This window comes from Legionella sp. PC997, from assembly GCF_014109825.1.
In the GTDB taxonomy this organism is placed as follows: Bacteria; Pseudomonadota; Gammaproteobacteria; order Legionellales; family Legionellaceae; genus Legionella.
In genome coordinates this window covers 3,033,046-3,052,075 of sequence record NZ_CP059576.1, presented here as the reverse complement: position 1 = coordinate 3,052,075, position 19,030 = coordinate 3,033,046, and the positions used below count along the sequence as shown (strand labels likewise).

The window sequence follows — 19,030 nt, the reverse complement described above, 5'->3', positions numbered from 1 at the left end:
GGGGTCTTATTCACTCAGGATATAAAATCTATTTAATTTGATGGTAGGTAAAAATGGCAGATAATGATCAAAACGATGAATATAAATTCGAAGAATTAGATTCTCTTGAGAATGAATCATTAGATACTTCAGAGTTTGATACAAAAAGCTCTGCTCCCGCACGTCCAGGAGGAATGGGGCCTCAAAAGAATATCAAACGAAATGCTTTAATTGCGGTAGGTGTTATTGTTTTTGCGATGTTGATGTATAAATTTATCGGTGGGATGTTTTCTAAAAGCCCTCCCCCTCCTAAGGAAAGTATAACGCCTGCTCCTATAGCAGAAATCACACCGCCTCCGGCTCCACCGGTGACTGAGATTCCACAGGAACCTATTCAACCAGTAGTACAAGAGCCATCTCCGCAAACCTCGGCGCTCCAAGAGAGCAATGCAGCGCTACAGCAAAAAGTAGCATCTATTGAGGCCAGTCAACAATCGGTTCAATCCGAGGTTAGTTCAATGAACCAGCAAGTGGGGAATGTTAATAATAATGTCAATGCATTGAATGCCCAGATTACCAAACTGAATCAAATGATTACCGATTTAAATAATCAGGTTGTCAAACAATCAGAAGTAATTAACGTATTAATAGAACGTACAAAACCTAAACCTGTAAAGCGAGTAGTGCGTATTCAACACGTGGCCCCACAAATAAATTATTATATAAATGCAGTAATTCCTGGTCGGGCTTGGCTAATTGGCACAAATGGTTCTACACTTACAGTAAGAGAAGGGACAAAAATCGCAGGATATGGGACTGTTAAGCTTATTGACTCGATGCAGGGTAGGGTCTTAACCAGTTCAGGGCGAGTAATCAGATTTAGTCAAGAAGATAGTTGAGGTGTTGTATGGCTGATACATGTACGGGCGGAAGTGTAGCTTGCTGGATATCAGGTCAAGTTAATATATTAAATAATATTGCAAATTCGCTGATTCCTGTAGAGCGTCTTATTACCGGAGGTGCGTATCTGATTGGTTGTGCTTTTTTGTTCAAAGCAGTCTATAGTTTAAAGACATATGGTGAAGCTCGTACGATGATGTCCAGTAATACGAGTATGAAAGAACCGATTGTATATCTATTTGTTGGCGCGTTATTTATTTATTTTCCATCGGCTTTTTCAACATTAATGGTGAGTACTTTTGGTTATCAAAATGTTCTCCAGTATGCTCCAACCGGAGGTAATAATACGACACTTGATACCTTATTCGGTTCTGGAAGTGTTGTGGGAAGACCCTTGACAATTATTATTCAGGTCATCGGTTTAGTTGCCTTCGTAAGAGGATGGGTGTTGATTGCCCGCTCTGCTTCGCAGGGACAACCACCAGGAGGAACAGGAAAAGGTTTAGTTCACGTGTTTGGAGGGATATTAGCGATTAACATTGTAGGTACAATTGAGATGATTAATAATACTTTATATGGGACATCGTGAAAGGCAAAGCACGATATTAATTTGATTTAATTGTGAGTAAATTTAAAATTGGGGAGAAAAAGGTGAAGAGTAAAGTCATTAGTAAATCTAGCTACAAATATTGGTTAGGCAGTTTTATTTGTTTAAGTTTATTGGCTTTGGTAAGTCCAGAGGCCGCAGCAGGAGGCGGGATGTCTGTAGGAAAGATGGCCTCAACGATTACTGGGTCATTTGAGAATTTGACCAAATTAATCACTGCAGGTTCTTATCTGGCTGGATTGGGATTCTCAATCGGTGCTATTATGAAATTTAAACAACATAAAGATAACCCCACCCAGATTCCAATAGGTACACCAATTGCTTTGGTATTTATCGCTGCGGCGTTATTATTCCTTCCTTCTATTCTAGGGGTAACCGGAGTAACAATGTTCGGCGGTAGTGGTGGTCAAACTGCAGGCCCAAGCGGAACAGTTTATACAAGCGGCGGCTAATAATTTAGTAGTTGCTTTATAATGGTAAGATTCATTTCTGATCCTCCTCCCGTAAGGGAAGAGGATCTTTTAATGAGTGTTAAACGAATAATTGCCAAAAATTGATTGTAATAAATGTGAGCCAAAGAATATGGCAGTTAATCTAGAACAAAACAAATTAAAATTAATGGCTACGCCAGGTTCATGGCGTTTGTATTCAGCCAGAAAGGTAGACGAGCGATTCAAGTCGTTCGAGCAAAAAGTATTTCAAAGAGATAGGTATACGTGTAGGTTTTGTGGATTTCAAGCACGCTTATTTCAAGAAGTGGTAAATATTGATAATAATTATGCTAACAACAAATTAGATAACTTGGTTACCTCATGTTGTTTCTGTGCCCAGTGCTTTTTTGTTGAATCTGTTGGCGTGGGGGGATATGGTGGAGGTACCTTAATCTATCTTCCTGAGTTAACCCAAGCTGAGTTGAATAGCATATGTCATGTACTATTTTGTGCGATCACTAATGATACGGGGTATAAATCCAGTGCACAAAATATTTATCGAGCTTTCAAGTTTCGTTCTCAACTCGTGGAAGAAAAATTTGGTGAAGGAACTAGCGACCCTGCAATATTCGGTCAGTTAATGATTGATGCAGGTGTAAATGACGAAGAGCGAAGAGCTCAATTATTTAAAGATATACTTCTATTGCCATCAAGGGCCAAATTTCGTAAACAAATTGAAAAATGGGCTGCAAGTGCATTAGAAGAAATTTCAAGTTAATGTGAGGAACGGAATGGCGCATTGGTCAGAATCTTTTTTTGAAGGAATAGATACCTTCTTTGCCTGGCTAAGTACATCGCTCAAGCAAACAACAGAATCATATATTGATTTAGAAACAGCTGATAGTCCAACAGTGTTGGTTAATCACGATGGCTCCTTAGTATCAGTTTTGAAGGTTGAAGGCGTATCAGCCCTTGTAGGAAATGCTGAATTTGATAATTTGGTTGCAGGTCTAACCAATTCATTTCAAGCTGCTATGGGGCGTCCAGGACATGCTTTGCAGGTTTATTTTAGTCATGATAAACAAAACATAAAGAAATTGATCCAAGATACCTATCAACCCGCTACGGCTACTGCCAAACGACTGGAACTGAATTTAGAAGACTTGTTTCAAGAACGAGTTGATTATATGGCATCCTGGTGCGCGGAAGAACGCGTATATTTTGTGCTGTTCACACGTCCCTTCAATTTAACATCAGAGCAATTAAAAATTGCTAACAAAACTAAAATGAAGATGATTAAAGATATGAAGGCTCCACCTTTTAAGAACAGCCAGACTATCTATGCCGCAATTCCAGAGTTACGTGACACCCATGACGCATATGTGCGATCGGTGGTGAATGATATGGATTCGCATCATGTGTTTGTTAAATTATTGGAGGTTCATGATGCCATCCATGCAATTCGCATGACTGCAGATCCAGATTATACTGCTGATGAATGGCGCCCAAGTTTGCCTGGAGATAAGGTTACAATTAGAGAAATAAACAGTTTTGAAGGCGATGCTTCTGATTTATTATGGCCATCATTGGCTAAACAAGTATTTCCTCGTGACGCTGAAGTATTAGACTTACGCACAGTGAGGGTTGGAGATAAGATTTATTCATCAACCTACATCGATTTATTTCCTAAGGATCTCAGACCATTTGTTCAGTTATTTTCCCGCATACTTCCTTCCCATGTTCCTTGGCGAATTTCTTTCTTAATTGAAAGTGAAGGACTTGCCACAATTAAGCTCAAAGGAATGCTGGCTGCGATTCTTACTTTTAGTTCTGCCCAAAATCGTTTGATCAGTGATTCAGTAAATTTATTAAAATATATACAGCTTAATACGGATGAATCTCTAGTACGCTTGCGGGTTGTGGCTACAACATGGGCACCTGAAGACAGAATGCCATTATTGCGTCAACGTAGTTCTGAGTTAGTAAAAGCAATTGAAGGCTGGGGATCAACTGATGTTTCTGAAATTTGTGGTGACCCTTTTGGTGGTTTTGTTTCCACAATGTTAGGAGCTACGCTCAATAGTACTGCAGTACCTACAGTCGCTCCCCTCAGTTCGGTAATCTCTATATTACCTATTACTCGTCCTGCTTCACCTTGGACAAAAGGCGCATTGCTTTTTAGAACACCGGATGGTAAGCCTTGGCCATTTCAACCTGGATCTACAGAACAAACTACTTGGATTGATTTGGTTTATGCACGTCCTGGTTCTGGTAAGTCAGTTTTATCCAATGCGATTAATTTAGCATTATGCTTGTCGGGTGGATTGTTACGTTTACCACGTATTGCGATTATTGATATTGGACCTTCAAGTAGTGGACTTATCTCTCTACTCAAAGAGGCGCTTCCCGCATCAAAACGTCATTTGGTTGCTTATCATCGCTTGAGGATGACCCCTGAGTATTCCATTAATCCTTTTGATACCCAATTAGGATGTCGTTATCCTACCGCATTAGAACGTGCTTTTTTAGTGAACTTTATAACGTTACTCACTACGCCGCTTGGGGCAGAAAGGCCCTACGATGGTATGCCCGATCTTGCGGGTATGGTCGTAGATGAATTATATAAAAGTTTGGCTGATGAGTATAATCCTGCCCCGTATTCCCCTGGGATTGAGGAATTTATTGACAGTATATTAGAAGAAATTGGTTTTATTCGTGATTCAAAATCAACGTGGTGGGAAGTAACTGACTCACTTTATTCAGCAGGATTTGTTCATGAGGCGATGTTGGCTCAACGCTATGCGATGCCTTTATTGGCTGATGCTGCATCCATTTGTCGTACCCCCTCTATTGAAGATTTATATGAACGGATAACGGCACCGACTGGTGAGTCATTAATTAACGCGTTTTCTCGAATGATCTCTGCGGCAGTTCGGGAATATCCTATCTTATCACGTGTGAGTGCCTTTGATATTGGTGATGCACGGGTAGTATCGCTTGATCTCGATGAAGTTGCAAAAAGTGGTGGGGATGCCGCAGACAGACAGACGGCGGTTATGTATATGTTGGCACGTTATGTGTTGGCAAGACATTATTATTTAACTGAAGAGAGCCTAAATAATATCCCGGAGCAATACAAGGAATATCATAAAGAAAGAGTGCAAGAAATTCGTGAAGATCACAAACGTATTGTTTATGACGAGTTCCATCGTACTTCAAAATCTGCTGCAGTGCGTGAACAAGTTATTATCGATATGCGGGAAGGACGTAAATGGAAAGTACAAATCGCCTTGTTATCCCAGTCAGTTGATGACTTTGATCCGGTAATGATCGATTTTGCCACTGCAATTTACATCATGGATGCAGGACCTTCACAAGCGATTGAAAAAACAACTGCAATATTTGGACTCTCGGATACTGCAAAAACTGCTTTGCGAAGCCGAGTCCATGGTCCACGACAAGGTGGGGGAACGTTTTTAGCTCAATATGCTACCAAAACTGGTGTGAATGTTCAGTTGCTTACCTTGACCTTAGGGCCAGTAGAACTTTGGGCATTTAGTACCACGGCTGAAGATGCTACGGTGAGAAACCACTTATATCGTCATCTTGGCCCTGGGGAAGCTAGGCGTGTTTTGGCCGCGCTTTTTCCTAATGGTTCAGTTGCCAAAGAATTAGAAACCCGGCTGAATAGTATGAAAGAAAAAATGGGTTTGATTGAAGAAGAACTTAAAGAAAGTATTGTAGAACAATTAATTAATGAAATTCTTGAAGCGTATTCAAAAAATCCTGATGTGAAGAGTTTACCTGCAAAATTAACTTGAGTTGGACTTTTCCTCTTTTTATCTTTTTATGCTTAATGTAATCCCGTATTAAGTTGGCATTTGTACGGGATTCTTTTAAAATCCCACTCCGCTAACATAATAATATTATTCTTATATCAAACAGCATCATGCAATTAATATTTCTATTAAGAGAACTTCCCTATAATCAACCTTCTGAATCATGAATGAAATGCAGTATTCAATTCATTCTGGAACGAATAAAAATAATAAAAAAGGAAGCATAGGATGAAGTTTTATATGAACAATGCAATCGCTATTTTATTTTCACTATTCATAGGTATTAATACAAGTTTTGCCCAAATAAATACGGAAATTCCAGATGAAATGTTCATTAAAGAACATTGGATCAGTTTAACCACTAGCTATGACATTGAAACAAAAACACGAAAATTAGGTACTTTATATAGAAAGTTCTTTAGTCTGTTATTAACGTATGAATTTTTTGATCCTTTTGATAATAAGTTAGCTTATGCGCGCTCAAGATTTCTTTCGCTGACTGCCCATTTTGATGTGTACGATAATTATGAAAATTTTATTGGAGCTGCTGATGAACGATTATTTGCCTTTTTTCCTACCTTTGATGTTTATGGACCAGACGGGTATACAAAATTGGCTAAGGCGAGTATGAACTTCTGGGGGACGACATTCACAATCTATGATCCAGTAACCGATAGACAAATGGCTACTCTGTATCGACCCTTTTTTAGACTGAAGAATGATTGGACTTTTAATATCACTGACCGGGCGTTATTTAATCAAAAAAACATTGATTCTCGAGTGCTGATGACTGTAATTGCATTCCAGGGTGATAGGGAATATTGGGAAAGTACGCATCGAAATGACTTAAAGTCCATTGCGAACAAACGGAATCAAACGAACGAAGTGACCTCGGAACAAGTTAGCGATCTTTTAGAACAAATTGCGGAAGTTAGTAAACAAGCGGGGATAGAAAAAATAAAAAATCCGGATTCGAAGATGATGGATGTTGTTGTTAACGAGCTGGAAAATAATTATAGAAAAGCTCATATGTTGGAGGAATCGACACAGACAAACCAGCAAAAACTTGCAGCCTTCGCTGAATATTGTTTGGGTTTGGTACAATCCAATTCTCTACCCAATGAGAAGAAAAATATAATACTATTCTTACTTAAGACACGTCTGGAAGGGGCTGCGAATTTAATTTGAGATCTTAGCGCAGGATATACTACTTACTGGAGATCCCTTACTGGATTTGGGATGACGTGTTCTTATTCTGAGCAGTCATCATGAGTTTGGCAAGAGGGCTCTTCAGCCTTTAATATTGTGAATTATTTCATTATAAGACGATACCATCTACTGAAGCTCATTAACTGCATTAGGGAGGTAGTATCTTTTCGGAATGCGCAAATTTTAATTTGTTCTTATGGGTAAAGTTACAATGACTTTTAAGCCTCCTTGTAAATTATTAGTCAAGGTAATATCGCCTTGATGCATTTGAATAATTTCTCTAGCAATAGTTAATCCAAGTCCGGTGCCTCCGGTACTGCGTGAACGCGAATATTCACCTCGGTAAAAAGGCAAGAAAACATGTTCTAGATCGGCTTCCGCTAATCCTGGGCCCTGGTCGGTAATTGTAATTTCTATTTTATTAGCTAGGGAATTTAGGTGAATCATCGCCTTATAACCATAATGAACTGCATTATTAATTAAATTATTGAACGCCCGTTTTAATAAATTCACCGTACCATAATAGACCAGCTTCGTGGGTTCACTAGTAAAACTGACATCATAGCTTAGTTCTAGAGCATCATCTTTCAGTGATGAAAGCAGAGCTACCAAGTCGAAAAGTTGGGGCTTTTCCTCAACATTGACGTCCCGGAAATAATCTAGAGTTTCACGAATCATAAGTTCCATCTCATTAATATCCGACATTATTTTGTTGTAATTGGGATCATCCTCCAAATATTCAGCACGTAATTTTAAACGAGTTAATGGGGTGCGCAGATCATGCGAAATTGCAGTAACTACTCGAGTTCGATTTGCTAAAAGCTTGTTCACTTTTTCTTGTAAGTCATTAATTTTCTTAAAAATAGTTTTTTGATCCTGGTTTCCAGTCACTGGGATAGGTAACCAATTTTCTTGGTGCTCACTGTAATTAAGGCTTTGAATTAGGGTATGAATGGGTTGGTTGAGTGTTCGTACGGCCCAATAATTGATGAAGAGTAACGCGCCAATTAAGATAAGAAACAGGCTGACCACTGAGTTTGCTTGGACGGGAAAAAAGGAGATAACCTTAATATTTAACCAATTATTCTCTTTTATAAAAACCGAGAATTCTAATTTTTTATTTTGTTTGATTAAGTTAAAAAGCACTGGAGCTTTTAATGTTACCAATGCATTTTTATCATGCAAGGGTTTAGGAGACAAAGTTATTTCAGCCCAAGAAATACTTTGATTTCGTAAGATCAAGGGCCATATGGATTGTGGATTTTTTTGTAATAAGGTGACGAGATGAATCAATGAGTGCACTGCTTTAGGAGGAAGAGGCGAACGGATGTTTTCATAATAATATTTCCCTAGCTGCATGAGGGAAAAAATTATTAATAAGTTACCAAGAATTAATCCGATGAGGGTTTTTTTTGCGGTTTTGGTTAATTGCGTCATACCAAATTAACCTTAGTTTTGAATTGATAGCCTCCTCCTCGAATCGTTAATAAGGAGCGTGGATTGCGCGGATCGAGCTCAATTTTTTTTCGCAAACGGCCTATAAGTACATCAATTGTTCTATCTTGCGAGTCACAGTCTTTGTCGTACAATAAGTCCATCAATTGATCGCGGCTCAGAATTCGACCAGGGTGTTCTAAGAAAATAATCAATAGCTCATATTCTCGATGACTTAATGGGATGGCTACAGATTCTTTATCGATTAAAGAGTGAGTATTGCGATCAAGTATCCAATTATCAAAATGAATTTGTTGTAGTGGAGTTAGTTTTTTACGATCCTGTTCCAATTCACCTTGCGTTCTTCTTAATTGGGCTTTGATCCGTGCGAGTAATTCACGAGAGCTGAAGGGTTTGGAAATATAATCATCTGCGCCTAACTCCAGGCCGGCAACCCGATCTGCAATACTGTTTGCTGCGCTGAGCATGATTATGGGCATGCTATGAGTTTGACGAATTGTTTGACATAAATTTAATCCATCAATGCCTGGGAGCATGATATCTAAAATAATTAAATCAAAATTATGTTCTCTTAATAACTGTTTGATGTTTAAGCCATTCAAGGTCCAGGTGGTGCGAAAACCATTTTTAATCAAGTAATCATTAATCAAATGCGTAATTTCTTGATCATCATCAATAATCAATATGTGGCTTTTTCTTGTGCTCATGAATCACCAGATAAAAGAAATTTAGTCTAAGTACTGGAAGCAGAATTTAAAAAATATAACGTTTAAAGGTTATGACTATGCCGGCTTTATTATAACAGCAAACCGACCTATGTTCAGCATTGTAACAGAGTTGTTACAACAAACAGTGCATTTGTCATATTCCTATTACATTGTCTCCTTACACTATCTGTGAAAACCTAATAGGAGAAAATAAAATGAACGTAAAACGTTTCCTTTTAATTAATAGTTTAGCTTTTAGTGTATTAAGTACCTCTATTGCAATAGCACAACCAGCGGCATCGGGTGCGACAGTTTCGATAAATCACACAGGCCATTATAAACAGCATGTTGGTAAGCTGTTAACCCCGGAGCAACGCTCAGAGTTGGCTAAAATTAAAAATACTTTTCGCACACAAATGGCACCATTAATTAAAGAAAAACGAGCTCTAAGTATGCAAATAAAAGGCAAAGTAGCTAGTCCAAATGCAAAATGGAGTGATATATCGAGCTTGGTAGAAAAAAGAAATCGCGTCAATGCTAAGATAAGTACCCTCTGGGCTCAAACCCAATTTCAAACCTATCAAAAATTGGGTGTTTTATTGCCTGTCCACCATAGTCATCATTGTGGTTTTCAGAATAAAAATCTTGTTAAAAGATCATAAAGCGCATTGGACGGTTTCGTTCCTTTTGCGAAACCGTTTATTTGTTTAATTCAATGACCACAACTTTTATCGGATGATTACTCATGTTTTCATCAGTGTGTAATTCCCCCGGTACGTCTTTAGACAGATAATATGCTTTATCTTTTTCCAATTTTAAGAAATGTTCTTTTCCTTTATTGTTTACTACTTTGAGCAGCCCATCATCTAAGGCAACAATGACTCGATTATGGTCATGTCGATGCATTTTTAGAATATGTTTCTGATTGGGATGGATAACGGTTGTCCATATTGATACTTCTTTATTTGATAGCTGAGGAATGCGAACCGTGTTTTGTTCCTTAGCATAGGAACTTATTGATGTTGAAAGGGAAAGAATAAAAAGGTTCAAAGTTAAGTATTTACGCATAATGTTCTCCATGATTGTGGGATACTATAATATATTGGGAGTATGTTCAGAAGGCTTTTCAATCGCATCGACACATTTTGCCACAACAATTTGTTTAATTAACTTTGTTAATAGCGTGTAATCGTGTTTTTTATGGGAAGTTGAGCGCCAGGCCACACCAATTTCTCTATAGGCGTGAGCCCCTTTTAAAGGAAGTGAGACTAAATCAGTACCTGTAAGAATTCCGCTGTTAATTGCAAGGTTAGGCAAAAAGGTAATGCCGGGCTGGTGACTCACCATCTGAATCAAAGTATGCAGACTAGTAGCAAAGAAACGATTAATTTGTTTACTTTCTTTTAATTGGCATGCTTGTAAAGCATGTCCTGTTAAACAGTGTTCTTTTTCCAGAAGAAAAATACTATTTTCCGGTAATTGACTGATTTCTTTGTCTAATCCTTTATTGGACCAGCTTTTTGGTAAGACCAATTTAAAATAATCTTTGCATAAGACATGTGTCTTGAATTCTTGGGTAGGATAGGGAAGTGCTAAAATAACAAGATCAAGCTTTCCTTTACTTAAATCGTCTAAAACATTGTCCGTAGTGTCTTCCCTGATAAATAAAATAAGTTCAGGATAAAGTTGCTGACACAAATTTTGTAAATCACTTAAAATAAATGGGGCAATGGTTGGAATTACTCCCAAATAAAATGGTCCTTGCATTACTTTTCCCTGATTCCGTGCGTAGTCCACTAAATCATTACTTTGTTCAATAATAAATCGACTGCGACGGACTATTTCTTCCCCTAAGGGTGTGAATATAAATGTTTTATGATCTCGCTCCAGTAATTGAGCTTCCAAAGTTTCTTCAAGACTGGTAATGGCTGCGCTTAAGGTTGATTGACTAATAAAACAAGCAGCCGCAGCTCGACCAAAATGTTGGTGATCATATAGTGTGATAAGGTAATGGAGTTGTTTGAGACTTATTAATCTACTCATCGATTTTTCCGATTAAAGTTATCTGTTTTATTCATTTTAAATAATTATATACCATAACTATAATTTAACTGAACGAAATGAATGAGGAGAATGATATGTTAACTGTTGGTCAAAAAATTCCAGAATTTTCTGTTGTTGCAGCTAAGCCTGGTTTTAATAATCATGAAGAAAATGGTGTAAGTGCTTTTGAAGAGATTACTGAACAAAGTTTTCCAGGAAAATGGAAAATACTATTTTTCTATCCTAAAGATTTTACTTTCGTATGTCCAACAGAAATTGTGGAGTTTGCAAAATTAAATAACGAATTTAACGATAGAGATGCAGTAGTACTCGGGGGAAGTACTGATAATGAGTTTGTTAAATTAGCGTGGCGAAGAGAACATAAGGATTTACATCAGTTAGATCAGTACAGTTTTGCAGATGTCCACGGAAAATTAACTGACGGTTTAGGTATTAGGGATGAGGAAAGTGGTTGCGCTTTAAGGGCAACATTTATCATTGATCCGAATAATGTGATTCAACACGTGAGTGTTAATTCATTAAACGTTGGACGTAATCCCCAAGAAATATTGCGTATTTTGGATGCCTTGCAAACCGACGAATTATGTCCTTGTAATCGTCCTATTGGCGGTGAAACATTATAACCAGAGCAAAATCCAGAAGTTCTTATCGATAAGAACTTCTGCAAAGGAGAGTACTATGTCTATAGAACAATTGAAACAAATGATACCTGATTTTGCTAAAGATATTCGTCTTAATGTGAGCAGTTTATTTGGTAATGTGACTCAATCAGGTTTAACCGAGGCCCAGTTTTATGGAGTTGCATTATCTGTAGCTTATACTTTAAAAGATAATCATATTATCGATGCCATCAAAACAGAAGGTTCATCATACATTACTGTGGAATTAGAGCAGGCTGTAAAAACCGCAGCTGCTTTAATGGCAATGAATAATATCTATTATCGAGCTATCCATTTAGCAGAAAATAAGGAACTTGCAGCAATGCCTGCTAATTTACGTATGAATGCCATGTTAAATCCTGGGGTACCTAAAGCGGATTTTGAGTTATTCGCTTTGGCAGTATCCGCAATCAATGGTTGTGGAATGTGCATTCACTCACATGTGAAGCAATTGTTGGAACATGAGTTAAATAAAGTTGCAGTACAATCTGTACTTCGGATTGCAGCGATTTTAAATGCATTGTCTTTTGTTTTACACAACAATGAACTGCAAATAACTGGTTAGATATGGTTTAAGCACCTTACGGGCATGAAGTTATGGAAAAATCGATTGTTCCCACAAACGCGAAAACCATTTCTGGAGAGATAGTGTTTTAAGAATAGATTTACGTCTGCGTGGGAACGATTAAACTTAACTTCATAGAAGTGGGTACAGGCTTACCTAGAACTAAAAATCCAATCTGATTAGTCTTAATGTAAAAAACAAAGAAAAAAATCCTTATCAAGCCTTGCAGGTCGCATACGGGTTTATGCATCCTGCCAGTCTTCAGGCTCTAAAGGAATGAGAAGCCATAACAGAACATAGGCAATAAATGCAGCACCACCTAGGAGGAAAAAAATAACAAAAATAATTCTTACCCATACTGGATCGACGCCAAAATAGACCCCTAAACCACCACATACGCCAGCAATTTTTCGATCTTTACGAGAGCGCCATAATTTTTTGTAGGATTGATTCATAATTTACCTTCAATACGTTAAGTTAACCATGTTTTTCCTTCCACAAAACGTGCAACGATCATACTACTTATTGTATTACATGTTACATTAAGCATTGTTGCAAGTGGATCAATGATAATACTAATTGCCGCTATTGCTATTAAAACTGAAGGAGGAAATCCATAAACATTGAGGATAAGTAATTCACCAAGCATGCCTCCGCTTGGAATTGCGCCCATTACCGTACCAACTAATAATGAAATTCCTAAGGCGGTCAGCAGTACACTGGGACTTGAAAAATTTAAGTGGAAGATTCCAAACAAAAAAGCGATCTTGAACACCCCACCGATTACTGAGCCATCTTTATGAATAATGGTACCCAAAGGAATTACAGTTTCATAAACTTCAGGAGCAACTCGCATTTTTTTTGCGGCCAGCAAATTAGCAGGAATGCTCGCGGCACTGCTGCATGTGGCAATTGCAGTAACTACGGGTAAAAAAATGTTACTCCAAAATAATTTTATACCTTGAGTTTTTCCAGCTAAATAGGCAAATGCTGTCGAAGCAAGGATAAAATAAATCATGCCGGATGTATAATAAAGAACTCCAATTCGCAGGTAATTAGTCATCAATTGAGGACCTAGGTCATGGACTAAAACTGCAAAATAAGCAAAAAAACCCAATGGTGCGTAATACATTACCAAAGAAAAAACACGCATGAAAATTTCTTCACCCGCTTTCAAAAAATCTATAAATATGGTCTCTTTATTATTGGTATTCGATGCCGCTAGGCCTACGAGAATTGAAAATACAATAAGTGCCAAAATATGCTGCTGGGAAAGAAGTTTGCTAAACTCAGGAACTGTAAAAATATCAGCAATTTGATTGAGAAAACTTAATTCAGAGGTTTTTTCTTGAGCATGAAGTGTTAATGTGACTCCTTCAGCGGGAGGAAATAGGCTGACAATAAAAAGAGCATAAACTGCTGCTATGATTCCGGTAAAAACAAATACAATCGCCATATAAAAAGAGATCTTACCGAGTTTTCCCATTGAGCCCATGCGTGCAATCGCGGAAGAAATACTAAAAAAAACTAAAGGGACAATTGCCGTAAAAATGAGGTTAAGAAAAATTTCCCCAAAAGGTTTTAAATAGAGAGTAGCTGACCCCCAAAAATAACCTGTGAGGCCTCCAAGCAAAATAGCTGTGAGTAACATAAATGGGAAAAAATAAGGTCCAAAAGTTTTTTGGGTGCTCAACCGATGTCCTTAGAAATTTTAGGAACTGTTTCCATTGTATCGGTTCCCTAGGGGGCATGCTATATCCTGGTGAATGTTTTAAAGAAAGTTAGCGGATGGTTATTTTTTCGGATGCTTATAAGTAGTGATTTGAATTTTGATAAAATTATGATCTATGCCTCGCCAGGATTGGGGAGGTTATTTTGATTAAGATCTTTTTGATATATATGTTCTTTTAATTCTGAATAAACTGCCAATAGGCTCCTTTCAACCATCCTAAGTTTAATAAAAAACTACTATAGGATATAAGGAGCTACGAGCCCTGCCCATATTTTATAAGCATTCAAATTCAAATGGACTCCATCGGAGGTAAACTTTTCGTCAAGCCCGTTTTTTCCGGACAACAATGAGTTTAAATCCAGGTAAGGAATTCTATAATCTTGGGTCAGAGAGTGTAAACGTTTATTAAGCTCATTAATCTTAGGTAATGCATTACGGCATTTTTCTGAAAGAACTTGATTGCAAATTACAGTTGAAGTTATAACAACATTTATATTATTATTTATTAATAAATCGACAATTTTTTTATAATTTAGAAACATATAATCTACAGGGGTCCTGTCTTGATAGGCGTCATTTAGCCCTATCATTATGAATACACGTTTAGGATTTGTTGCTAAAATATTACCCATTCTTTCATATAAACCGTTTGTAGTGTCCCCACCAATTCCACGGTTACCAATTGTACTATGGTTCAACAGTTCAGGCCATAAACCCAGAAATGTAATGGAATCACCGATAAAAACATTATCAAATGTTAAAGTTGCTTCTTCATAAAGCTTTTTAACTTCAGCAGCAGAAATAGCATGGAGTGGAGTGGGTAGACAAGCGAATGCCATCAATCCCAAAGCTGAGAAAATTCGGATAAACCTCATCAAAACTCCTTTTATCGATGATTAATGGAGCCACATAATACACATTTTTTTATAAGACATAAATTGGTACTTTCTGAAATAAATAAAAAAATAATTTTTGATTTTAATGGTGATTTCTAGTGATCCATTCTGATTAAAAAGTAAGTTGAATGAAATAAATAAGGGAGCACTTTGTTTAGGCCCAATATATTAGTGGATGTATGGAGGAAGTGGAAAATAGGTAAAGTTTTTAACCAATTTTTTGCATTTATAATCAATAAGTTAGAACTTACTATGAGTATAAAATGCAATAATTGAATCAATAGTTCCCACCGTGTATAATCGAATGCGCTTCTAATGTAACCCACATGTGAGAATCATTATGCCTACAGCTAACCCAGTTGTTTACAATCACGCTGATCTCCTATCCTGGCAAAAAGAATTAACCCCACTGGAACAACAAATCTCAGAGAATTTACAATTCGTTGAAAGCCAGAGGCAACAACTTCAACCCTATGAAGAACAATTGCGGTCTCTGAATTTACGTATTTCCTTAATAGAGCACCAGGTTTCTATGGATATGGTGCTGGCTCAGGATTTAATGCGTCCCAAGATTCATTATTATGGAGAGAATATTCAGGTACTAGAAACCTTTAAGTTGCAACTGGAGTTAAGCCGTTTGCAAGAGGAACGTAATATCCTCGAACAAAAGATGATTCCTCATGAGCAAGCAATAATTGGAACCCAGGAGTTGTTGCAGAACCTTTTTTCTCGCCGAGCATGGTTAAATGAGCATATTCCTGCAGCACAGTTATTTTTAGAAACGTTGCAAGAAAATCCAATGAAATCGGTGCAGGATTTGAGTAATAGAATTTGGGATGCATTGGCTAATTACGAAGACACGCACCTGTTTGACCTTTCTCCTCAGGTACGTATTTGCTTGATAGCTGTGCGGTATTTGAATCAATTGACGATATATCCCGGAGTAAGCGATCCTGACTATTTGAATCAAGTCCATCGGAGTAATTATCTTCGTTTGTGTGGTTTCTTATGGGATATGTACACCAACGTAAAAAATGAAAAAAAAGATGCCGAGTTTGAGAAGGTTTTAGGGAGCCTTATTGAAAGTACTCATATTGCGCAACATGGAGATTTACCATATCCATTATTGACTGGTTATAGTGCGACTGCCTGGTTTGAAAGTAATAAACAAAGTGCACCAGGATGTTTTGCAATTCAAGAATACTTTTTGCCTATTTTGGAAGAAGAAATCCTGAACAATGGATTGGCATATATTACTCAGAATAAGCTCTTAAAGCCTACCGCGCTTCAAAAACACATCATCAATGCAGTCAATTTAATTGATGCCGAAGTAAAATTAAAAAAGCAAAAGCATGAAGACATTGATTATCATTTTTATGGGCGAACTGTTCTTATTTTAAATTCCGCTTTAGTTAATCCTACAGATAAACAACTAGCGCAACGTTTAGGAGATATCGCTGCCTATACATCGGGAAGCAACTCTACGGGTAAACAAGTTTTAGGTGGTCTACTTATTGTATTGGGTGCTCTGCTCATTTGCTCTAGTATAGCTGGTTTTATCACTACTTGTGGCTCGAGCTCTGTTCTAAGTGCCTGGGGTTTTTCATTAGGACTTAGCTTATTAGAAACAGAGCTTGCTTTCGGAATTGCCTCTACTCTAGCAGCAGCCACTGGAGTTGGATTAACCTTCTTTGCGGGCCCTAAAGCTATTGAATCAGGAAGGCGTAAAGGTTTATCTCAAGAACTTATAGAGATTAAAGATGGGATGGAGAGCTATGATGCACCCCCACCTTATCCTTATAGTGCTGTTGCCTTAAATTAATTGCCCCGCTTCATTGCATCATGCCCCTATACGCTATAATCTAATAAAAATTAAAGGAGTTTCGCTAGGAGCAGAAACTCTTTTGCTCCTTACTTTCATATGGATTAATGAAGATGAAGCATAAATATTTTTTTGGACCTAAGGTTTCTCCTAGTACGCATAACGCTCAAGAATGTTGTATTCAAATTCCCTCCCCCCAAGATATAAATCAAATGCATGCCATGCCGGCAGGTGCGGACGAAGATCAATTTGAACGTCTCCAACATATGACCGAGGTAATTACAAAAATTCAATCAGCAGACTCATCCTTACCCGTAGCTACCACTAATTTTGTAAACCTACCGAAACACTGGACACAATTATTTACTGCAATAAAAAAGGGGGATGCGGAAATCGCTTTGGCACTTCTTGCGCAATTTCCCGAAGAAGATGAAATACTCCAGGCTCTATTAGCAGTACACCCATTAAAATATCTTGAAGAAATTATTATTTACTGCATCCAAGCGCAAAAAAAAGGATGGAAACAATTATCTCCAGATATCATCATTACCCCTGGAACGTTTGAGGTATTAATCAAAGATATTGCGATGACTTTATTTAATTCGGGAAAAATACACTTTTCTTTTGGCTTGCCGACGCATCATGCATACAGTGACGAGGGTAGTGGTTTTTGTATTTTAAATAAGTCAGCGGTTCTAATTAAATATCTGGAGCATTTATCGAGTAAACCATTGAAACATATTATTGTTGGAACTGACGTAAATCGAGACAATGGCCTATGTGATATTTTGATGAATTCTGCTTCAGATATGGATATATGCCATATTGATATTTTTGACTCCAGGGTTTATCCCCAACAAGATAATGCATTTATTACTAAAACCTTTAAACAGAGTGCAACAGATGTAGGACAAAAAATTCAGGCGTGGCAACGAGGAAGTTTCGAATATTTTGCAGTAGATTTAAGTAGTACCGTACGCAAACCCGGTTTAGTACATCCAGCTTTAGTTTTTGCATTAGAAAAAATTGAAGAACAAATCAAACAAGCGAAAACGAATCAGCAGAAAGTAGCTTTATTTTTACCTACAGGTTGGGATTCTCATGAAGCGGAAACAGCTTATTGTGGGAAATTTGTTGACGGTCAGTTAATGGGGACTGCTGAAGCACGAAAAACTCGTTTTAACGAAACCGACTTAACCTATTTTTATGAGAGTTTATTCAGATTATATCAAGAGAATAAAAGCTGCATCGAAAAATTATATTGGGGATTAGAAGGAGGATATGATCGAGAAATGTATGAGCAACAAATTCAATTGTTAATGTCACTTGTTTTAAAAGATATAGTCCATCAGGATACAAATGAAATTGTACCTGATAATTCTAAAAAACTATGAATAACCGGCTTTATTCGCCTGCGGTGCAGCATATAATCAAATACCTACGGTAAATAATAAAAGGGGTTGGGTAACTTAAATATCTTTTGCGCATACCCACCTTTAAGATCACTATATTGATCTCCTATCGATGCCACAATGATGTAGCCTTTTTCAGTGAGCATCTTTCGGGTATTGGATTTAAAGGGAATAATTGATTTTGAGGAATAGTTCATAGGCCGCAAATACAGACCGGACCATCCAGTATAACCTGCTTTTTGCAAATTTTCTTCCGTGGCCTTGCGTTCAGATTCATTTCTACCGGTAACAAAAAATACTTCAATACCATGGTCTTGTGCATCTCGATATAAAGTGAGCATAGGCTCAATCGCTGGAGCATTAGCAGCCATTATGTCTTGATGATATGCTTCCCGGTTCCCACCAAAATCACGTTTAATCATATATTGATAATTCGATAAACTGGTTTCATCGATGTCTAGAATTAAAGCAAGCTTTTTAGGTGATTTTTCTTTTTGATTGATTTCGGCTTGTTGATCAATATAATTTTGGGCTTTTTTTATCTCTTGAGTTAACTCTTTTTGATATAGGCCTGAATCATAATAATTTTTGAGTTCATTTTTTACTAAAGTAAGATTCGGTGGATCTGAAAAAATTGGATTTGAAAAAAGAAAAGCAGTGCTGAGTATAAGGAGGGAGAGTGATTTATTGAGTACACGCTTCATTATCTATCCATTTTTACTAAATGCCCAAATTATATCCTTGTTCATTTGT

The 19,030-nt window shown here is 37.4% G+C and carries 19 protein-coding genes; 11 read left to right on the top strand and 8 right to left on the bottom strand.

The genetic code is table 11. The annotated features are described in order from the left end of the window. Positions 1 to 53 precede the first annotated feature (53 nt). The 6 genes from icmG (at position 54) to HBNCFIEN_RS13245 (ending at position 6,944) form a co-directional block, all read left to right on the top strand. Positions 54 to 878 (top strand): type IVB secretion system protein IcmG/DotF, encoded by an 825-nt coding sequence (icmG, locus tag HBNCFIEN_RS13270; protein WP_182391547.1) that lies wholly within the window; start codon positions 54 to 56, stop codon positions 876 to 878. An 8-nt stretch (positions 879 to 886) separates the two neighbouring features. Then, positions 887 to 1,468 carry a type IV secretion protein IcmC gene (locus tag HBNCFIEN_RS13265; protein WP_182391546.1) on the top strand — a complete coding sequence of 194 codons (582 nt, stop codon included), beginning with the start codon at positions 887 to 889 and terminating at the stop codon, positions 1,466 to 1,468. A gap of 62 nt (positions 1,469 to 1,530) precedes the next feature. Continuing rightward, positions 1,531 to 1,938, top strand: coding sequence for a type IV secretion protein IcmD (locus tag HBNCFIEN_RS13260; RefSeq protein WP_182391545.1), 408 nt, complete (start codon positions 1,531 to 1,533; stop codon positions 1,936 to 1,938). Between the two features lie 130 nt (positions 1,939 to 2,068). Next, positions 2,069 to 2,695: a type IVB secretion system protein IcmJDotN gene (gene icmJ / locus HBNCFIEN_RS13255; protein WP_182391544.1), complete on the top strand. Its 627-nt coding sequence runs from the start codon at positions 2,069 to 2,071 to the stop codon at positions 2,693 to 2,695. Positions 2,696 to 2,708: 13 nt separating this feature from the next. Further along, on the top strand, positions 2,709 to 5,738 hold the full coding sequence (locus tag HBNCFIEN_RS13250) for a type IV secretion protein IcmB (RefSeq protein WP_182391543.1): 3,030 nt from the start codon (positions 2,709 to 2,711) through the stop codon (positions 5,736 to 5,738). Between the two features lie 246 nt (positions 5,739 to 5,984). Then, positions 5,985 to 6,944 (top strand): hypothetical protein, encoded by a 960-nt coding sequence (locus HBNCFIEN_RS13245; protein WP_255464223.1) that lies wholly within the window; start codon positions 5,985 to 5,987, stop codon positions 6,942 to 6,944. Positions 6,945 to 7,148: 204 nt separating this feature from the next. Here the strand turns inward: HBNCFIEN_RS13245 and HBNCFIEN_RS13240 are convergent, their stop codons facing one another. Next, the gene (locus HBNCFIEN_RS13240) at positions 7,149 to 8,402 is read right to left on the bottom strand and encodes a cell wall metabolism sensor histidine kinase WalK (protein WP_182391542.1); all 1,254 of its coding nucleotides are present in this window, start codon (positions 8,400 to 8,402) and stop codon (positions 7,149 to 7,151) included. Further along, positions 8,399 to 9,127, bottom strand: a complete 729-nt coding sequence (locus HBNCFIEN_RS13235; RefSeq protein ID WP_182391541.1) for a response regulator transcription factor — start codon at positions 9,125 to 9,127, stop codon at positions 8,399 to 8,401. Before HBNCFIEN_RS13235 ends, HBNCFIEN_RS13240 begins: the two co-directional genes overlap by 4 nt. A 215-nt stretch (positions 9,128 to 9,342) precedes the next feature. Between HBNCFIEN_RS13235 and HBNCFIEN_RS13230 the strand changes: the two genes are divergently transcribed. Then, positions 9,343 to 9,789, top strand: a complete 447-nt coding sequence (locus HBNCFIEN_RS13230) for a Spy/CpxP family protein refolding chaperone (RefSeq protein ID WP_182391540.1) — start codon at positions 9,343 to 9,345, stop codon at positions 9,787 to 9,789. A 37-nt stretch (positions 9,790 to 9,826) separates the two neighbouring features. Here the strand turns inward: HBNCFIEN_RS13230 and HBNCFIEN_RS13225 are convergent, their stop codons facing one another. Together HBNCFIEN_RS13225 and HBNCFIEN_RS13220 are read right to left on the bottom strand one after the other, a co-directional pair. Beyond that, positions 9,827 to 10,195 carry a hypothetical protein gene (locus HBNCFIEN_RS13225; protein ID WP_182391539.1) on the bottom strand — a complete coding sequence of 123 codons (369 nt, stop codon included), beginning with the start codon at positions 10,193 to 10,195 and terminating at the stop codon, positions 9,827 to 9,829. 24 nt (positions 10,196 to 10,219) lie between these two features. Next, entirely contained in the window at positions 10,220 to 11,170 is a 951-nt protein-coding gene (locus HBNCFIEN_RS13220) for a hydrogen peroxide-inducible genes activator (RefSeq protein ID WP_182391538.1), read from the bottom strand. Between the two features lie 95 nt (positions 11,171 to 11,265). Between HBNCFIEN_RS13220 and HBNCFIEN_RS13215 the strand changes: the two genes are divergently transcribed. Both HBNCFIEN_RS13215 and HBNCFIEN_RS13210 read left to right on the top strand, forming a co-directional pair. After that, a complete protein-coding gene (locus HBNCFIEN_RS13215) occupies positions 11,266 to 11,814 on the top strand; it encodes a peroxiredoxin (protein ID WP_182391537.1) in 549 nt (182 codons plus the stop codon). 55 nt (positions 11,815 to 11,869) lie between these two features. Next, a complete protein-coding gene (locus HBNCFIEN_RS13210; protein ID WP_182391536.1) occupies positions 11,870 to 12,415 on the top strand; it encodes a carboxymuconolactone decarboxylase family protein in 546 nt (181 codons plus the stop codon). Between the two features lie 242 nt (positions 12,416 to 12,657). Here the strand turns inward: HBNCFIEN_RS13210 and HBNCFIEN_RS13205 are convergent, their stop codons facing one another. The 3 genes from HBNCFIEN_RS13205 to HBNCFIEN_RS13195 form a co-directional block, all read right to left on the bottom strand. Beyond that, positions 12,658 to 12,870 carry a PspC domain-containing protein gene (locus HBNCFIEN_RS13205; protein ID WP_182391535.1) on the bottom strand — a complete coding sequence of 71 codons (213 nt, stop codon included), beginning with the start codon at positions 12,868 to 12,870 and terminating at the stop codon, positions 12,658 to 12,660. A 17-nt stretch (positions 12,871 to 12,887) separates the two neighbouring features. Beyond that, the gene (locus HBNCFIEN_RS13200; RefSeq protein WP_182393704.1) at positions 12,888 to 14,066 is read right to left on the bottom strand and encodes a dicarboxylate/amino acid:cation symporter; all 1,179 of its coding nucleotides are present in this window, start codon (positions 14,064 to 14,066) and stop codon (positions 12,888 to 12,890) included. A gap of 317 nt (positions 14,067 to 14,383) precedes the next feature. After that, a complete protein-coding gene (locus HBNCFIEN_RS13195; RefSeq protein WP_182391534.1) occupies positions 14,384 to 15,022 on the bottom strand; it encodes a GDSL-type esterase/lipase family protein in 639 nt (212 codons plus the stop codon). 361 nt (positions 15,023 to 15,383) lie between these two features. Here HBNCFIEN_RS13195 and HBNCFIEN_RS13190 point away from each other — a divergent pair, with 361 nt between their 5' ends. Both HBNCFIEN_RS13190 and HBNCFIEN_RS13185 read left to right on the top strand, forming a co-directional pair. Continuing rightward, the gene (locus HBNCFIEN_RS13190; RefSeq protein WP_182391533.1) at positions 15,384 to 16,865 is read left to right on the top strand and encodes a hypothetical protein; all 1,482 of its coding nucleotides are present in this window, start codon (positions 15,384 to 15,386) and stop codon (positions 16,863 to 16,865) included. A gap of 113 nt (positions 16,866 to 16,978) precedes the next feature. After that, positions 16,979 to 18,259: an acetylpolyamine aminohydrolase gene (locus HBNCFIEN_RS13185; RefSeq protein WP_182391532.1), complete on the top strand. Its 1,281-nt coding sequence runs from the start codon at positions 16,979 to 16,981 to the stop codon at positions 18,257 to 18,259. A 44-nt stretch (positions 18,260 to 18,303) separates the two neighbouring features. On the opposite strand, the gene HBNCFIEN_RS13180 is transcribed toward HBNCFIEN_RS13185, so the two are convergent. Next, positions 18,304 to 18,981 (bottom strand): HAD family acid phosphatase, encoded by a 678-nt coding sequence (locus HBNCFIEN_RS13180; protein WP_182391531.1) that lies wholly within the window; start codon positions 18,979 to 18,981, stop codon positions 18,304 to 18,306. Between the last annotated feature and the right edge of the window lie 49 nt (positions 18,982 to 19,030).

Bases quoted from the DNA above. Each gene is read 5' to 3' on its own strand.
- icmG (WP_182391547.1), top strand. From the start codon at position 54: ATGGCAGATAATGATCAAAACGATGAATATAAATTCGAAGAATTAGAT.
- HBNCFIEN_RS13265 (WP_182391546.1), top strand. From the start codon at position 887: ATGGCTGATACATGTACGGGCGGAAGTGTAGCTTGCTGGATATCAGGT.
- icmJ (WP_182391544.1), top strand. From the start codon at position 2,069: ATGGCAGTTAATCTAGAACAAAACAAATTAAAATTAATGGCTACGCCA.
- HBNCFIEN_RS13250 (WP_182391543.1), top strand. From the start codon at position 2,709: ATGGCGCATTGGTCAGAATCTTTTTTTGAAGGAATAGATACCTTCTTT.
- HBNCFIEN_RS13245 (WP_255464223.1), top strand. From the start codon at position 5,985: ATGAAGTTTTATATGAACAATGCAATCGCTATTTTATTTTCACTATTC.
- HBNCFIEN_RS13240 (WP_182391542.1), bottom strand. From the start codon at position 8,402: ATGACGCAATTAACCAAAACCGCAAAAAAAACCCTCATCGGATTAATT.
- HBNCFIEN_RS13235 (WP_182391541.1), bottom strand. From the start codon at position 9,127: ATGAGCACAAGAAAAAGCCACATATTGATTATTGATGATGATCAAGAA.
- HBNCFIEN_RS13230 (WP_182391540.1), top strand. From the start codon at position 9,343: ATGAACGTAAAACGTTTCCTTTTAATTAATAGTTTAGCTTTTAGTGTA.
- HBNCFIEN_RS13225 (WP_182391539.1), bottom strand. From the start codon at position 10,195: ATGCGTAAATACTTAACTTTGAACCTTTTTATTCTTTCCCTTTCAACA.
- HBNCFIEN_RS13220 (WP_182391538.1), bottom strand. From the start codon at position 11,170: ATGAGTAGATTAATAAGTCTCAAACAACTCCATTACCTTATCACACTA.
- HBNCFIEN_RS13215 (WP_182391537.1), top strand. From the start codon at position 11,266: ATGTTAACTGTTGGTCAAAAAATTCCAGAATTTTCTGTTGTTGCAGCT.
- HBNCFIEN_RS13210 (WP_182391536.1), top strand. From the start codon at position 11,870: ATGTCTATAGAACAATTGAAACAAATGATACCTGATTTTGCTAAAGAT.
- HBNCFIEN_RS13205 (WP_182391535.1), bottom strand. From the start codon at position 12,870: ATGAATCAATCCTACAAAAAATTATGGCGCTCTCGTAAAGATCGAAAA.
- HBNCFIEN_RS13200 (WP_182393704.1), bottom strand. From the start codon at position 14,066: ATGTTACTCACAGCTATTTTGCTTGGAGGCCTCACAGGTTATTTTTGG.
- HBNCFIEN_RS13195 (WP_182391534.1), bottom strand. From the start codon at position 15,022: ATGAGGTTTATCCGAATTTTCTCAGCTTTGGGATTGATGGCATTCGCT.
- HBNCFIEN_RS13190 (WP_182391533.1), top strand. From the start codon at position 15,384: ATGCCTACAGCTAACCCAGTTGTTTACAATCACGCTGATCTCCTATCC.
- HBNCFIEN_RS13185 (WP_182391532.1), top strand. From the start codon at position 16,979: ATGAAGCATAAATATTTTTTTGGACCTAAGGTTTCTCCTAGTACGCAT.
- HBNCFIEN_RS13180 (WP_182391531.1), bottom strand. From the start codon at position 18,981: ATGAAGCGTGTACTCAATAAATCACTCTCCCTCCTTATACTCAGCACT.